Origin of the sequence: Pseudomonas sp. NFACC51 (genome assembly GCF_900103575.1) — a bacterium.
Lineage (GTDB): Bacteria > Pseudomonadota > Gammaproteobacteria > Pseudomonadales > Pseudomonadaceae > Aquipseudomonas > Aquipseudomonas fluorescens_Q.
This window is the reverse complement of sequence record NZ_FMXH01000001.1, coordinates 758,151-774,117: the sequence shown is the minus strand read 5'-3', so window position 1 is coordinate 774,117 and position 15,967 is coordinate 758,151. Positions and strand designations below refer to the sequence as shown.

14 protein-coding genes and 1 pseudogene are annotated in these 15,967 nt (G+C 60.2%); 7 read left to right on the top strand and 8 right to left on the bottom strand.

Features of this window, described 5'->3' with window-relative positions; translation table 11 throughout:
* Positions 1–56: 56 nt before the first annotated feature.
* Both BLT00_RS03285 and BLT00_RS03280 read left to right on the top strand, forming a co-directional pair.
* A complete protein-coding gene (locus tag BLT00_RS03285) occupies positions 57–1,013 on the top strand; it encodes a DMT family transporter (protein WP_092141817.1) in 957 nt (318 codons plus the stop codon).
* A gap of 91 nt (positions 1,014–1,104) precedes the next feature.
* Positions 1,105–1,503: a VOC family protein gene (locus BLT00_RS03280; RefSeq protein WP_092141820.1), complete on the top strand. Its 399-nt coding sequence runs from the start codon at positions 1,105–1,107 to the stop codon at positions 1,501–1,503.
* Positions 1,504–1,526: 23 nt separating this feature from the next.
* Here the strand turns inward: BLT00_RS03280 and BLT00_RS03275 are convergent, their stop codons facing one another.
* On the bottom strand, positions 1,527–2,459 hold the full coding sequence (locus BLT00_RS03275) for a LysR family transcriptional regulator (protein WP_092142711.1): 933 nt from the start codon (positions 2,457–2,459) through the stop codon (positions 1,527–1,529).
* A 148-nt stretch (positions 2,460–2,607) separates the two neighbouring features.
* On the opposite strand from BLT00_RS03275, the gene BLT00_RS03270 reads away from it, so the two are divergent.
* Complete coding sequence (locus BLT00_RS03270) at positions 2,608–3,837, top strand: MFS transporter (RefSeq protein WP_092141823.1); 1,230 nt, start codon at positions 2,608–2,610, stop codon at positions 3,835–3,837.
* A 222-nt stretch (positions 3,838–4,059) separates the two neighbouring features.
* Here the strand turns inward: BLT00_RS03270 and BLT00_RS03265 are convergent, their stop codons facing one another.
* Positions 4,060–4,407: a carboxymuconolactone decarboxylase family protein gene (locus BLT00_RS03265; RefSeq protein ID WP_003201101.1), complete on the bottom strand. Its 348-nt coding sequence runs from the start codon at positions 4,405–4,407 to the stop codon at positions 4,060–4,062.
* Between the two features lie 110 nt (positions 4,408–4,517).
* On the opposite strand from BLT00_RS03265, the gene BLT00_RS03260 reads away from it, so the two are divergent.
* Positions 4,518–5,441, top strand: a complete 924-nt coding sequence (locus BLT00_RS03260) for an AraC family transcriptional regulator (protein WP_092141826.1) — start codon at positions 4,518–4,520, stop codon at positions 5,439–5,441.
* A 3-nt stretch (positions 5,442–5,444) separates the two neighbouring features.
* On the opposite strand, the gene BLT00_RS03255 is transcribed toward BLT00_RS03260, so the two are convergent.
* The 5 genes from BLT00_RS03255 to BLT00_RS03235 form a co-directional block, all read right to left on the bottom strand.
* Complete coding sequence (locus BLT00_RS03255) at positions 5,445–6,350, bottom strand: LysR family transcriptional regulator (protein ID WP_092141829.1); 906 nt, start codon at positions 6,348–6,350, stop codon at positions 5,445–5,447.
* Positions 6,350–7,270, bottom strand: coding sequence for a LysR family transcriptional regulator (locus BLT00_RS03250; protein WP_063321589.1), 921 nt, complete (start codon positions 7,268–7,270; stop codon positions 6,350–6,352). Before BLT00_RS03250 ends, BLT00_RS03255 begins: the two co-directional genes overlap by 1 nt.
* A 78-nt stretch (positions 7,271–7,348) precedes the next feature.
* Positions 7,349–7,978: a glutathione S-transferase family protein gene (locus tag BLT00_RS03245; RefSeq protein ID WP_063321590.1), complete on the bottom strand. Its 630-nt coding sequence runs from the start codon at positions 7,976–7,978 to the stop codon at positions 7,349–7,351.
* 185 nt (positions 7,979–8,163) lie between these two features.
* Positions 8,164–10,218, bottom strand: coding sequence for a 2Fe-2S iron-sulfur cluster-binding protein (locus tag BLT00_RS03240; protein WP_092141832.1), 2,055 nt, complete (start codon positions 10,216–10,218; stop codon positions 8,164–8,166).
* 199 nt (positions 10,219–10,417) lie between these two features.
* Complete coding sequence (locus BLT00_RS03235) at positions 10,418–12,025, bottom strand: ATP-binding response regulator (RefSeq protein WP_092142714.1); 1,608 nt, start codon at positions 12,023–12,025, stop codon at positions 10,418–10,420.
* Positions 12,026–12,128: 103 nt separating this feature from the next.
* Here BLT00_RS03235 and BLT00_RS03230 point away from each other — a divergent pair, with 103 nt between their 5' ends.
* The 3 genes from BLT00_RS03230 to BLT00_RS03220 all read left to right on the top strand — a co-directional run bounded on the left by BLT00_RS03230 (position 12,129) and on the right by BLT00_RS03220 (position 15,470).
* Positions 12,129–12,767, top strand: a complete 639-nt coding sequence (locus BLT00_RS03230) for a response regulator (protein WP_092141835.1) — start codon at positions 12,129–12,131, stop codon at positions 12,765–12,767.
* 319 nt (positions 12,768–13,086) lie between these two features.
* The gene (locus BLT00_RS03225) at positions 13,087–13,584 is read left to right on the top strand and encodes a hypothetical protein (protein WP_092141838.1); all 498 of its coding nucleotides are present in this window, start codon (positions 13,087–13,089) and stop codon (positions 13,582–13,584) included.
* A gap of 191 nt (positions 13,585–13,775) precedes the next feature.
* A complete protein-coding gene (locus BLT00_RS03220; RefSeq protein ID WP_218190036.1) occupies positions 13,776–15,470 on the top strand; it encodes an ATP-binding response regulator in 1,695 nt (564 codons plus the stop codon).
* On the opposite strand, the pseudogene BLT00_RS32435 reads toward BLT00_RS03220, so the two are convergent.
* Positions 15,451–15,924: pseudogene (locus BLT00_RS32435) on the bottom strand (methyl-accepting chemotaxis protein); the annotation flags it as partial. The gene BLT00_RS03220 and the pseudogene BLT00_RS32435 sit on opposite strands and share 20 nt — an antisense overlap.
* Between the last annotated feature and the right edge of the window lie 43 nt (positions 15,925–15,967).

Here is a 15,967-nt window from a genome sequence, read left to right as displayed (position 1 = left end):
TACTGATGCATTACATTTTGATTTATTAGATTACGTCGGTTTCGTAGCCTGTGGTCATGAACCCGACTAAATCGATGAGCTGCCCTTCACTGCCCAAGCCCGACTGGCACTGGCTGATTCCATTGCCACTGCTCGAAGCCGCGTTGCTGCTGACGTGGAGCTCCGGCTTCGTTGGCGCGCGTTTTTCCATTGATTATGCGCCAGCATTGCTGGTGGTGTTCTGGCGTTGCGTCGTGGTCACACTCGTCCTGTTGCCCTTCGTCGCCAGAGCGCTGCGCCGAACCTCGCCCGTCGTGCTGTTGAAAAATGCCGGCATCGGCCTGCTGGCGATGGCGGGCTACCTGGCCGGTATCACCCAAGGCATTGCGCTGGGTGTGCCGGCGGGCCTGGCCGCGCTAGTCGCTGATCTGCTGCCGATGGGCCTGGCGCTGTTGGCTGCGAGCGTACTCAAGCAACGACTGGCCTGGCAGGTCTGGGCCGGCCTACTTATCGGCCTGCTCGGCGTCATGCTGGTGACCCAAGGCGCGCTGGCGTGGGGCAACGCGCCCTGGTGGGCCTATGGCCTGCCGCTGCTTGGCATGCTCTCGCTCGCCGTCGCGACTCTGTGGCAGAAATACCTACCCTGCGCGCAATCACTGGGCCTGTTGCCTAACCTGTGGCTGCAATGCTGCGTTTCGGGCCTGGCCTTCGCCCTGGTCGAAGCCGCCCATGGCAGCCTAGCCCCGATACCCAGCACCGGCTTTGCACTGAGCGTCTTGTGGACTGCGGGCCTGTCGACGATGGGCGGCTATGGGCTCTACTGGCTGTGTCTGCGCCGCGCGAGCGCCACCCGGGTCGCCAGCGTCCTGTACCTCAGCCCGCCCATTACGATGCTCTGGGCCTGGGTCATGTTCGACGAACCGCTTTCATGGCAGATGGTGTCGGGGATGGCGGTGTCCGGGATTGGCATCTGGCTGGTCGTCGGCACCGAAGCCCGGCAGGCCAGGCGTCCGGCGTCTGAGCCGAAGCACTAACCGCCCGGACTTGGCAGCGGGATGATGCCTGTGGCAGCGTAGGCTGGAATTTCAAACAACCCTCACGCCCACAGGCAAAACGGTAGCCATTATGATCTCGCACGTGTTTCTAGGTATCGGCGATTTTGATCGCGCCTTCGTGTTCTATTCAAAAATCATGACCGGGCTGGGCCTGACATTGAAATTTAGCGACGCCCACAAAGGCTGGGCGGGCTGGATTGCCGAGCATTCACCTCGTCCGATTTTCGTGATTGGAAAACCCTTTGACGGCAAGATGCACGAACCCGGCAACGGACAAATGGTGGCTCTGCTTGCCCCCAACCGGGAAGCCGTGAGGAACAGCTACGCGACAGCGCTGGCACTGGGTGGGACGTGTGAGGGAGAACCCGGCTTGAGACCCCACTACCACCCCGACTATTACGGCGCCTACTTTCGAGATCTCGATGGCAACAAGCTTTGTGTCTGTTGCCATGATTCGGTGTCGACTTAGTCGTGGCACCACAGGCAGAACTTCTAGAGTCGTTGCCCCCGCCCTGCTGCCGTCCGAGCCAAACTGGCCGTCAGCACGTCCAATAAAGCCGCGACCTTGGGAAGCGTCCCACGGTTTTTCTGCCAGGCAAGATTGATCGCCATTCCATCGGTTGCCCACTGCGGCAGCACTTCAACCAACGTCCCCTCATCCAGTTGCCGCTGGACCAACCAGGACGGTAATTGGGCAATACCGCAACCCGCCAATACCGCAATCACCAGGCCCTCGCCATCGCCCACCACCAGCGTTGGCGAGACCTGTTTCCTGAGCGTTTCGCCCCGACGCCCGGCAAAATTCCAGGGGCTGACGTTTCCATCCGGCCAACCGTAGGCGATGCACTGGTGATGTTCCAGATCGAGGTCGATCAGGGGCGTGCCATGCCTGGCCAGATACGCAGGGGACGCACAGAAAATATGCCATTCGCTGCCAAGGTGGCGATGCCCCCACGTGGCCGGCCAAATGTCCGCGCCTCCCAAACGGATCACGATGTCCACGCCTTCCTGCACAGGATCGATAAAACCGTCGGAGAAGGAAAGGTGTGGCACCAGTTGCGGGAAGTCCTGCAGGCATCGCAAGACGATAGGCAGCACCTGGGATCGGCCGAAGGCGCCCGGTAGGTCGATCCGAACCCTGCCACGTGGCTCGGTGTTTTCAGCGTGCAGCGACCACTCAGCCTCTTCCAGGTCGGCGAGCACGCCTGTGCAGGTGCGAAGAAAGGCGCGTCCTGCATCCGTCAGCGAAACACGTCGAGTCGTACGTTCGAACAGTCGAACCCCAAGTCGGCTCTCCAGGCGAGCAACGCTTTTGCTGATCGCAGAACTGGTCAGGCTCATCCGCTCAGCGGCAGCCTTGAAACTGCCGGACTCGGCGACACAGACAAATACATCGATCCCTTTCAATCGCTCCGAGGAAAACATGGACATCCTTATTCATGAACTGAATTCAATCAACTGAAGAAAAAGCATCATAAATCAGAACTGGCTTCCTCAGTAAGCTTGGCTGCCGCGTATCCGTCCGCGCGACGACGCTGCTCCCTATAAACATCTCCGGTCGTATGAGGCAAGGATGCTCGCCACCCTTAAAAACTACCCCGCGTCAGTCAACCTGCTGCTCTGGGCGTCACTCATCCTGACGCTGGCCCGGGCAATCACACTGCCCTACCTGGTCATCTACCTGTCGGGCAACTTTGGATTGAACGTTGCCGACATCGGCCTGGTGATCGGCAGCACATTGATCATCGGTTCCCTGTTGAGCCTCTACGGTGGATTCCTGGTGGACAACGTGTCCAGCTACCGACTCATTCTGGGGTTCAGCGGATTATTCACGGCGGGGTTTCTCGGAACGTTTCTGGCTCGCGATCTCTGGCTGTTCTACAGCTGCCTGGTGCTGATCAACCTGGCCTATGCCGTGATCGATATCGCGGTCAAGGCGGGATTCGGCAGCTTGCTCGCGGTGGCCGAGCGCAGCGAAGCGTTCTCGATCAAATACACCCTGACCAACATCGGCTATGCCGTTGGGCCATTTCTCGGGGCGGGAATAGCCGATCTGGACATCAGCTTGCCATTTCTATTGTCCTGCATGCTGGGTGCCGGGTTCTGCCTGATTTATTTTGTCTGGGGCGACAGGGACCTGGCGGTCGTCGATGCGAGCCACTGTAGGAGCGAGCTGGCTCGCGAAAGCGCTAAACCCGTTCCCTTCCTGGCCGTGGGCAAGCTTCTGCTGCGCGATTACCGCTTAGTGTGCTTCACCCTCGGCGGCCTGCTCAGCGCGGTGGTCTTCGGCCAGTTCACGGCCTATCTCTCCCAGTACCTGGTGGTCACTACAACAGCTCAGTCCACCTACCGCATCATCAGCGCCCTTGTGACGACCAACGCGCTGATGGTGATCAGCCTGCAATACGTCATTGGCCGAAAGATTTCCCACCGGCATCTGAACCTGTGGCTGGCAGCGGGGCTGAGTCTGTTCATCCTCGGCTTGGCCGGCTTCGCCGTGGCCGATACCCTCCTGCTCTGGGTGATCGCCATGGCGGTGTTCACAGTCGGAGAGATCATCGTCTTCCCCACCGAATACATGTTCATCGACAACATCGCGCCCGACCACCTGCGCGGCATGTACTACGCTGCGCAGAATCTCGGCAACCTCGGCGCCGCCTCCGGGCCGGTGCTGTGTGGCGTCGTATTGGCAACGCAGCCACCTCACTACATCTTCTACATGCTCGCCCTGTTCATCGTTGCCGGTGGTGTGTTTTATTTCCTGGGAACTTGTCGGCTGATCGACTCGCCGGCCAAGACGTAATGCATGGCCTGTGACGATCGGTACGACGATCCAACGTTTCATTGCCTGGCGGCGCAGTGTCAGCCTGATCCTGTGAGCGAGCTTGCTCGCGATGAGGCCGGCACATCCAACATCACCGTAAACTGACACACCGTCTTCGCGAGCAAGCCCGCTCCCACAGGGGACTTCGGGTGTTCACAACATCTGAACACCACACAAAAACCCTGTGGGAGCGGATGAAAATCACACCGGCGCTTTCAGCATGTCATACGCTTCAAGCGACCGCAGCGAGTAGATGTAGGCCGCACCCGCATTCAACGAAATCGCAGTTGCCAGGGCCGCTGCGACCTCCTCGCGACTCGCGCCGGCCTTGATCGCCGCGTCCGTGTGGGCGGCGATGCAGCCGTCGCAGCGAGTGGTGACGGCGATGGCGATCGAGATCAGTTCGCGAGTCTTGGCATCGAGTACATTGTTTTCGCTGGCGGCTTCCCCTAGCGCCATATAGGCCTTGACCATTTTCGGGTTGCTGCGGCCCAGCGCGCCAAAGGCTTTCTGAATGGTGGGCAACAATTCGGACCAGTTATTGAACATGGCATTAACTCCTGAGTGGGTTGGGTGTACTGTTTTGACGCCCTCAGTTTTTCACCCTGGCGCCACTCGGGTTTGCTCAATGCGCTCAGGTTTTTTGGCGAAACGCTCAAATGAATGCGATCGATAAACTCATCAGCCTGGCCAACGTGCGCGGCAGCCTGGACCTGCGCTGTCAGTTCCAGGGCGACTGGGCCCTGGATCACGGGCAGCAAGCCCTGGGCACAGCCCCCTATCACATCGTGCTGGCCGGCGAATGCCGCGTCGAGTTTGCCGATGGGCAGCGCTTGCCCATGCGCGCCGGTGACATCCTGCTGTTGCCGCGCGGTGCCCCTCACGTCATGCACAGCCCTGGCAAAACGGTGACGCCGACCTCACCCCGGATCGTGACCGGGGGCACCTTGCCGATTCATCGCATTGGCGGCGCCAGCGCGGAGCTGGACATGCTTTGTGGGGGCTTTCACTTCAACCGGGCTTCGTTGCTGTTCGGTGTCTTGCCCGAATACCTGGTGATTCCCAGCGGCGCATTACCAGCCAATGGGCCGTTGCCGGCGCTGGTGGAGGTCATGCGCGCAGAAGCGGATGGGGATAAGGTCGGCGCGCGCTTCCTGCTCGATGCCCTGTCACAGGCACTGTTCACCCTGATTCTGCGTGCGCATCTGGCCAGCCAGGGACAGGACAGCGGCTCGCTGGCCCTGCTCGGCGATAAACGTCTGGGCCGGTCCTGGCAGGCCATGTTGGCAGACCCTGCGCACGCATGGACCATCCAAGGCCTGGCGGACATCGCGAGCATGTCCCGGGCCAATTTCATGCGCGCATTCGTCAAGGTGGCCGGCGTCTCGCCGTGGGTGCTGTTGACGCAAGTACGCATGGAGTTGGCCTTCAGCCTGCTCAGCCATTCACACTTGGGACTAAGCGATATCGCCGTACAGGTCGGCTACCAATCCCAGGCCGCGTTCAGCAAGAAATTCAAGGAAGTCTTCGGCGAGGCGCCAGGACGCGTGCGCCGCGGGATCCTGAGCCCAAGCGCGAGCTGATACTCAAGAAACATCCGCTCGCAGGGCCGGGTGCTCGCGCAGGCGCTCGACGATGTAATCCACGAAGCTGCGCACGCGCATCGGCGCCTTGCTTCTTTCGCGGTAGACCACATGAACCGGTATCGATGGCGGCTCATAAGGTTGCAAGACCCGGCGCAAGCGTCCGCTGTTCAGATAGTCGTGTAGTGGATAGTTCAAGCAGCGCATCAACCCAGCCCCATGAGCCGCCGCATCGATGGCCGTCTGTAGCGTGGCGCAGCTGAGCCGCGTGCGTGCCTTGAGGCCGCTGGCCGGCTGATGAAAAGGCCACTGGACCCAATCCTGGTTGGCCTGCGTGGCGATCAGTCGATGATTGTGCAGATCCTGCGGCACAACCGGTTCACCATGAAGCGCCAGGTAGCCAGGACTGGCGCAGACGAGTGAACGAACGCTGCCGACCGGTCGTGCGATCAATGAGCAGTTGGGCAAATGCCCCACCAGCACCGCCACATCCAGCCCTTCCTCGTGCATGTTCGGAAAACGATCGTGGTAGTGGGCGAATATCCTGATCTCGGGGTACTGATCCATGTAGCCGGCCAGCACCGGGGCCATGACATAGCGGCTGAACAGCAAGGGCAACAGGATCGTCAGGTTGCCTTGGGCCTGGACATGCCAGCCCTTGGCCGATGCCTCGGCCTCGTCAATCGCCCTGAGGATCCGTGAACAGTCGGCCATGAAGCCGATCCCGGCCTCAGTCAGCACGACCCCGCGCGTGCTGCGCAACAGTAACTGCACACCCAGTCGCGCCTCCAACCGAGCGATGGCACGCATCACGGTCGGTCCGGAAACGTTGAGGCGCTGGGCTGCCGAAGCGAGACTGGGGCACTGCGACAGCCCATGGAACATCAGCATTTCATGGTGGCGAGCCATCAGGCGAGGCCTTTTACGACAGGCTTGAGCGTGACGTCGTCCCCCAACCGATCAGCGAGAAAGTCGACGAACGTGCGCACCTTGGCCGGCACTCGATTGCTCTTCTGATACACCACGTGAATCGGCAACGCTGGCGGTTCGAACGCCTTGAGCACCACCTCAAGTTCCCCATCGGCGACCTGCCGGGCTACTTGATAGGACAAGACCCGGGTGACGCCCCAACCCTGGCAGGCAATATTGATCGCCGCCTGATTCGCGGTCACCACCAGGCGTGGATCAAAGCGCAAGCTCAGTGAACTGGCCTCGTCCATGAACTGCCAGTGGCTCAGCAAATGACTGGCCGAAGACATCACGATGTTGGCCTTGCTCAACTCACCAGGATGAGTTGGCCGTCCGTGTCGCTGGAAATAGGCCGGGGCGCCACAAATCACCTGGCGCACTTCACCAACCTTGATGGCGTGCTGATTGTTTTCCTGCAAATGACCGATGCGGATCGCCACGTCGATGCCTTCGTCGGCGATGTTCACCACGCGGTCGACCAACAAGGCGTTGAGGTGTACCGAGGGAAATTGATCCAGGTAATCCGTCAGCAAAGGCGCGATGTACAGCTCGCCAAACAGCACCGGAGCGGTGACCGTCAGATACCCGCAGGGGATCGAATAACTGCCGGCAGCAGCCTCCTCGGCTTCATCGAGCTCACTCAGGATCCGTCGGCAATCTTCCAGGTAGCGTTGCCCCGCTTCGGTCAAGTACACCTTGCGGGTGGTGCGCGACAACAGCTGGGTGCCGATCCGCTCCTCCATCGCCGCAATGGCGCGCGTCACGCTTGGCGGGGAGATACGCAGTCGGCGGGCAGCAGCGGCGAACCCTTCCTCCTCGGCCACCGCCATGAAAACCTGCATTTCCTGAAAGCGATCCATGGGTGGTCCAGTCTTGAGGGCACGTGGCTTGAATGGACTTGCCGGAAGATGCCCCCCGACAAGCACCCGCGGTTTGAATCAGGCTTGCTGCAAGCCCTTGGCGGTACGTTGCATGCCGACGAAATTCGGCAAGGCTTCGATGCTGCCCAGCCAGGCCCGGACATTCGGGTAGTCGGTCAGCGCGACGTTGCCTTCCGGCGCATGGGACACGTAAGTGTACGCGGCCACATCAGCGATGGTTGGTTGCTCACCGGCCAGGAACCGGCTTTGGCCCAACTCCGTCTCCATCACCTTCAACAGGGCATGGGAGCGCTTGATGGCGTCTTCGGCGTCATAGCCGGCGCCGAACACGGTGATCAACCGGGCGTTGGCCGGCCCCTGGTTGATCTGGCCCGCCGCCACCGACAGCCAGCGCTGCACCCGCGCCTGGGCAAGCGAATCACTGGGCAGCCATTGCCCCTTGCCATACTTGGTCGCAAGGTAGACCAGGATCGCGTTCGAGTCGGCCAGGACGGTGCCGTTATCGTCAATCACCGGCACCTGGCCAAAGCTGTTGATGGCGAGAAACTCCGGAGTCTTGTGCTCACCTTTCATCAAGTCCACGAATATCAACTCGGTTGGCAAGCCAAGCAGCGAGAGCATCAGCTCGACACGATGGGCGTGCCCCGACAGCGGGTGGCGATAAAGTTTGATCGCTTTCTCAGACATGACGTACTCCATGTTGTTTTGGGCTCGAAGCGGTGATCGCGTCGATGGCGCTATCCTCTGCTCCTGTCCCGGACAGCGGAATAACCAGCTTCTACAATCCAGCATTTCATCCAGTGAAACAGTCGGGCGGTCAGCCTAGTGGCCTGTACGGTTAATTCGCGTACACGAATCAGCCACACAGGCCACTAGACCTCCAGCACCAACGGCTCGCTCCCCTGGGCCGGTACGGCGCAACAGATCAGCACTTCACCTTCGCCGACCGGTTCGGCCGGCTGGCTCAGGTAATGCACCTGGCCGCGGCTCAAGCGGGTTTTGCAGGTGCCGCAGGAACCGCCGCGGCAACTGAATTCCGGGTTAAGGCCGCGCGCTTCGGCCAGCTCCAGCAGCGTCCCACTGCCTGGCTCCCAACGTGCCTCCTTGCCGGAACTGGCGAACAAGACCTTCACCGCTTCATTCGCGGCCGGCACTTGCTCCGGCGCCGGCATGCTCACTTCGAGATCTCGCACAAGCGTCGAGGGCCCGAAGGTTTCCGCGTGGATGCGATCGTCAGGGATGCGCAGTTTGCGCAGCCCGTCGTACAACGCCTGGGTAAAGCTGCCCGGCCCGCACAAATAGAAGTCGTAGTCGTTGAGCGGCAGCAGCTTCTTGAGCAGTTCCACATCGATCCTGCCGGCCAGGTCATAGCCCTCAGCGCTCCCTCCATCAGTGGGTGGCTGGCTGACCAGGCGCAGAACCTGTAGCTTGTCGCCGGCACGGGCGGCCAGTTCGTCGATCTCGTCACGGAAAGCCAGATCGGCCACCGAACGAGCGCTTTGCACCAGCCAGACCGGGCGCATGCGGCTGATGCGTAGGCCCTGGTACACCACCTCGCGCAACATCGACAACAACGGCGTGATACCTACCCCCGCTGCCAGCAAGACCAACGGACGCCGCTCGGTGGCCTGGACGGTGAAATGGCCCTGAGGCGCCCGCGCCTCAATCTCGTGCAGCGCCTGCACCTGATCATGCAGGTGGGACGACACCGAGCCATCGCGCTTGACGCTGATACGCAGGAAATCATCCGACGGCGCACTGGATACGCTGTAGGTCCGGATCGATGGAGCGCTCTGCCCCTCCAACAAGATCCTCACCGGCAAATGTTGCCCGGCTTCAAACCGGGGCAAACCCAAGCCATCGCTCGCCTGCAAGTAGAACGAGCGAATGTTGTGGCTTTCATCCACCACCCGCGCAACACGCAACGCCCGCCAGCGGCTACGCAGCGCCTCGGCCTGCAAGCGCTCGGCGGCCTGCTCCCAACTGCCTGTCATCATTGAATTGGGCGAGTCGCCTTCGTCCTGATCCTTCCAGCGCAGCGCAATGGCTGCTGGGCGATACACGATGCGTTGCGGGATAAAGCGCAGCAGCCGCTCGGCGCCCTGGAACGCGCTGATCTCGGGGTCGTCCAGCAGGACTTGCGCCGAGCCACTCATTTGCAGCAGATCGCCCGTCCGAAAATCGACGAACACCAGCCCTGCCCGTGGATTGAGCAGGATGTTGCCCAGCGTGTTGAAAAACAGGTTGCCGGAAAAGTCCGGGATGGTCAGCGATCCATCTTCATCCATGCGCACAAACCCTGGCTTGCCACCACGGTGGGAAGCATCGACCTGCCGCTCGCCATCGCGTACCACGTAGGTGGCGATATAGAACGAATCGGCCGCCGTCACCAGGCGCCGCACCAGCGGGTCGGACAGGGTCAGTTGACGCGGCGCAACGGCCTGCGCATCGACGAAGTGGTACTGGCGCAAGTTGATGTAGCGAGGGCAGTTGCCATACGCCTGGCTCACTGAAATCTCGAGCCCCGGGTCGATCTGGCGACGTACGACACCGTTCATGCGGTTGCGTCTGCGGGTGTGCAACTCGATCCCCAGCATCCCGATGGCATCGCCCTCGCCCAAGCCCTCCTGGGCCGGGTCGTTCGGCTCAGGTTCGAGTTGGATGTGCAGGGTCTGCGGATCGGGTGAGCTCATGAAGCCCGGTTGTCCCGAGCGCAGGGTCGCCCAGACGTCGCCTTGCCGATCCACCGCCCCCAGCACCACGAAAGGCAGTTGGGCGTAGAACTCCCGATGCTGGTCCGGCATCCAGGTACGCGCCAGTTGCCGTTGACCGACACTGGCCATCATGTCGACTGCCCCGACGGAGCGCTGCAAGGCCAGCTCTCCTTCGTGCCAGGGCGAGGTTTTTGCTTGCAAGGCTACGTCCATCAGCTACTCCTCGCGCTCGCAGCATGAACGCCTGCGCCAGTGCGCTACGGTTGGGGATTCTCCGCCTTCGTTTGCACGGCTGTGCAAGTGGCTGGAGTCATCTTCTGCCCAAAGCGACGGCGCAGGAATACGCACAAACTGCAATCCACCGTTTCATAAAATGGAATGGTGGAAGAACGAGCAATGGCCCGGACGGCGATCACGTCCTGATGCTGGAAAAGTTCTTGGTCAGCTCGAGCAAGGTCGCCCGCAACTCCGGCGGTCGCACGGGCTTGGCCAGGATCGAAATGTTCATGTGGTGCAGCGCATGGCGGATTCTCTCGATTTCATGGCCGGTCATGATCATGGCGGGGACTTCCCAGCCCCGTTGTTCGCGAATCGCGGCGATGCATTCGGAACCGGAGACCTTCGTGCCCAGGTCGAAGTCGGCAATGATGATGTCGCAGTCACTGGTCACGCCCACTCCGTCACTGTGGGTTTCCACTTCGCACCCCCACCTCTCCAATAGCGCGGATGTCGCCATCAGCACGTTGGCGTCATCCTCTACCAGGCACACCCGCAAGCCTTGCAAACGGCTGTGCGTGGACACCGGCCTGTCCACCATCGCCCTTGGCGCGACCGTTTCCAGCCCCTGGATCATGGCGCGAGTGCCCCTGCCGAGCCGGGAGTCCAGTTGGATGTCCAGATTGATCAGGTGGCTGATTCGCTTGACGATGGACAACCCCAGGCCCAGCCCCTCGACGTCCTTGTCACGAACGTGACGCACCCGATAGAACTCCTTGAACACCTCGGGCAGGTGTTCGGCGGCAATGCCCCGGCCCTTGTCATAGATGACGATGGCCAGGCCACTGCCTTTCGGACGCACGCCGATCAACACCGGTTGGCCGGAGGCATATTTGAGCGTGTTGGAGACCAGGTTCTGCACCATGGTCGCCAACAGGCCGGCGTTGACATTGACCCAATGCCGGCAAGGCCGCAGGCGCAACTCGACGCCGGCCCAGCGGGCCGCTTCGGTGTTCTGCTTGACCACATCTTGAAGCAGTGTGCCCAGGTGTACGGGTTCGGCCTGCGGTTCAAGCTGCCCGTTATCGAGGGTGTAGATATCGAGGATCGAGCGAAACAGTTGCGAGACGATGTGCAACGAACGGTCGATGTTGTCCACCAGTCGCAACTCTTCCTGGCCCAACCGGGCATCGCGCAGGCAGGCGGTGAACAAGCCGATCGAGTGAATCGGTTGGCGCAAGTCATGGCTGGCCTGGGCCAGGAAGCGGGACTTCTCCTGGTTCGCGGCAATCGCCTCTTCCGAAGCGATGCGGGTTCGGGTCAGCAGGATATGCGCGTAGGCGGGCACCACGATGGTGGTGACGATCAGCGTCAGGAACAGATAGGGTTGACCACGCCAGAACGGCGTGAGCAGGAAAATCACCACCAGGGTCGACAACGCGATAACGGTTGCCAGCGCCAGGTAGCGCGAGCCGAAGCGCATGCCATTGCCCAACGTGACCCAGAGCAATGCAGCGTACACCGGTAGCGTACCCTCCCCACCCACGATCAAGGCAAAGGCAAGACTGGCATAATCCAGTGTCATGGCAAAAAGACGACGCAGGAAGAAGTGCCCGGGCCAGCGCTTGACCGCCATGCGCAGAGGGATAGCGGTGCCGAAGAAAAAGGTCATGTACCACAGGATCGGTACATAGGTTTCGAAGTCGCTGGCCAGAAAGGCCACCACAATGATGTAGAGCGCTGCACAGGCCCCGACCGTCAATCTCAAGGTAGCCTGATCAAGCTCGCTATTCTTTTCCGTCATGGTCACTGGATTATTCCAACATGAAAGGTTGTTTCAAACTTGAAACCCAAGGGGGCAGTTTAGGTTACGATTCGTGAACTGGAAGATCAGAAGGATCTGAAGCATGACGTGCAGAGTAATTGTGGCAGATGACCACCCTTTGTTTCGCGAAGGTATGCTGAGAACCATTGAACGACTCATACCGACAGCATCCATAGAACAGGCTGGAAATCTGGACGAAGTATTGGCGCTGGCACGCTCCGGAGTGGAAGTGGACTCCCTGATACTCGACTTGCGCTTTCCCGGGATCAAATCGTTGCAAGTCATCGGCCAGTTGCGCGGTGAGTTCAAACGCACCTCGATCATTGTGGTTTCAATGGTGGATGATGTCGATGTTATTTCCCAGGTGATAGCGCTGGGTGCCGACGGATTCATCGGCAAGAATATCGACCCCGCCGCAATTGCCGACGCCATCATGGCAATACGCGAAGGCGAAGTGGTGGTGAAGTATCAAGCCGAAAACGCGATCCTGGACGATGCACTTTCCCAACTGACCGCGCGCCAACGGCAAGTGCTTGGCTTGATCGCCGCCGGCAAGACCAACAAGGAGATAGCCCGGGACCTGGGTATCTCCCCGTTCACGGTGCGCATCCATGTCTCAAGCCTGCTCAAATCCCTGGGTGTGCCCACGCGCGCGGCGGCTGCGGCGCAGTTTTCCAACTTCCCAAGCAATGGTGGATGGCCGGGAAAACAAGACAATTGAATGTATAACGGCGGCGAATATTAATTGAGCATCACCCTCCGTGCCGGCCCATCTCCGGGGCCATAGCACACTTGTACTATAGCTTCGCCCAGTACGCTCCCCCTAAGCTGTGGACGCTCCATAAAAAGGCTGTTCGAACAGCCAAATATAAAGAAAGCCAACATGCCATGCGCCGTGCAGTATCACTGTACCTATTGAAACGTCATGACATGCGAAGCCTATGGATTTAATAAATCGATAGGCGGCGCAATGCTGGGTCAACTTCACCGTTGCACGGTTGAAATGGAATGGTCCTGACATCAACTCAAGGTAAGTCATCATGTCCTTCAAATATGGAAAAACACTTAGAAATGGAATGACGCTGTGCATGCTGGCGGGCGTACTGAACGGTTGTGCAAACACCGGCGACTTGGGTAACTTGATGGGCGCCTTGAATCAGGGTGCCCAAAAATACGACGTCTCTTACCTCAAGCAAACGATCATTCCGGGCAAGACGACAAAAGGCCAGATCACTCAAATGTTCGGCGCGCCGACGAATGAAGAGCTCAATTCGACCAGTACCAGCAACGAGTCGAACTGGACCTATGAAAAGAGTGATGAGGGCCTGGATAAGTACATGAAGCTGGCCCACAAGTACGTGTCGCCCGAGACGCGCCTGAAGATGTACGACACCTCGGCACAACTGTCCAAGGCACAAACCGTGGCCAACGACCTCAGCAGTGTGACCGGCACGAAAGCGGGCCAAAGCCAGACCCAGGGTTCGGTATTGACCATCTATTTCGTCGATGACGTCGTGAAGTACTACAGGGTCTACTGACGCAATGGCATTGCCTTTGGGGACAGCATCAAGCCTGTCCCCAACCCTCACCTCATTTCTTCCAAGTACCTGCGCTCAAGACGCAAGCCTTGCAGATAACGAACGACTTCGTTCACGTGCTCTCCCGACGCCCTGCGTGGTAGTCCCCTCCTGAAGTATCCCGGCCCGGGCAACTATTCTGAGTCGCATTGATGGGCCAGCCGCTACGCTATCTCAAGGCACCAGAAGCCCATGAGGTTCGAAAACCGGTGGAAAAGAACAGTGAACTCGACCAGGCCACATTACGCCTGACCGTCAGCGCCTGCGCGCTGCTGTATATCGTCATCCTGGCCGGCCTCTATCCAGAAGACGCCGCGAGCTACGTACCCATCATTATCTACATCTGTACCTTCATCGTCGTCTCGGTGTTCCTGCGCATGATCATCAAGCGCTGGCCCGGACACTTCTTCTGGCGGCGCCTTTTCACAATGCTGCATGACTATGCCGGCATCGCATTTGCCATGATCGTCGGTGGAGAGGGCACGCTCCCGGTGTACGCTGCATTACTCTGGGTCACGCTGGGCAATGGCATGCGCTTCGGCTCGCGCTACCTGGCGTTGGCGACCGTTATCGCATTGTCGAGCCTGGTATTGGTTTTCTGGCTGACCCCGTTCTGGCATACGCAGCCCTACATGTTCCTGATGTTGATCGTCACCACCATTGTGGTGCCCGCCTACGCGCACATTTTGCTCAAGCGCACACGCATTGCCTCCGAAGAAGCCATTTTGGCCAATCAGGAGAAATCGCGATTCCTGGCCCAGGCCAGTCATGACCTGCGCCAGCCAATCCACTCCATCGGCCTGTTCACGGCCTGCCTGCGCGATGCCCGGTTGGGCCAGGAAGAGTTGCGACTGGTGGACAACATCGACCGTTCGCTGCACACCGTGTCGCAGCTATTCCGCTCGATCCTCGATATCTACACCCTCGATCACGGCCAACTGATGCCGAAGGCCGACACCGTACACCTGGGCCAATTGCTGCAGGACGTCGTCAAGCAGAACACCGAAGCGGCCCGCTGGGCCGGCGTCGAGCTGCGTCTGCGCGATTGTCCTTACTGGGTCAGCGTCAATCCCGGCTTGCTGACTACGATGGTCCAGAACCTGCTGTCCAACGCGCTCAAATACGCACCCGGCCAACCCGTGCTGATCGGCGTGCGGCGCCAGGGCAAGCGCCTGGCCGTGGTGATCTACGACAAGGGGCGCGGCATCGCCGCCGAACATTTGCCCGAAGTGTTCAAGGAGTTCTACCGCGTGCGCCATATGCGCGACAAGGATGTCGAGGGCCTTGGCCTTGGCCTGTCCATCGTCAAGCGCATCAGCCAGATGCTCGACGTCGATATACACATCCGCTCCAAGGTCGGACAAGGCACCCGGGTGGCGATCAGCGGCCTGGAGCCGGCAGCACCACGTGTCATGGCGCCCAAGGTAGTGCCCGTCCAGAATCGCCTGGACGGGTTACGGGTGTGCTTGGTTGAAGACGACGCCAACGTACTGATGGCGACCTCGGCGCTGCTGGAAAAATGGGGCTGCGAGGTCGAGGCCCACAGCGACGGCGAAGGGTTGACCAGCGATTGCGACATCGTCATCGCCGACTTCGACCTGGGCACAAAAGTCTCGGGCGCCGAATGCATTGCCGCGCTACGCGAGCAGCGCGGCTGGCAAATTCCGGCGCTGGTCATCACCGGGCATGAGATCGAGCGGATACGCCAATCGCTGCAAAGCCTGAGTATCTCGGTGCTGGCCAAGCCCGTGCGACCGCCGGAACTGCGAGCGGTATTGCTTGAATTGGTCAAGCGCATGAATCGCAAGGGCGAGGCCTCAGCTCACCTCAACCCACCCAGCCGATAGCCGTCTTGGGTATCACCTCGGACTCGTCGAGCTTGGACGCAAACATGCTCACGGCCTCAAGTGCGTCCGTGGTCCCGTTCCTGATTTGCACGATGACCGAACCGGCCCGATCTGCCAGGGTTACGCCGCGCAATGCGCCTTCATGGGTCACGTTCATGCTGGCGACGGCATCGCGGGTTTCGGAGAGGATCATGCCGATCATTTCGGCAATTTCAGAGGTGGAGCGACTGGTGCGCCCGGCCAGTTGCCGGACCTCGTCGGCCACGACCGCGAACCCCCTCCCCTGGTCCCCGGCCCGTGCCGCCTCGATGGCCGCGTTGAGGGCCAGCAGGTTGGTCTGGTCGGCAATGCCGCGAATGGTGTTGACGATGGCAGTGATCTCTTCCGAACGCGCGCCCAACTGCCCAACCAGACGCGCGGAAGAGCCAATGTTATCGGCAATCTCGCGCATCTCCTTGGCAGTCTGGTGGATCACCTGGGCACCCTGTTCGGCCACT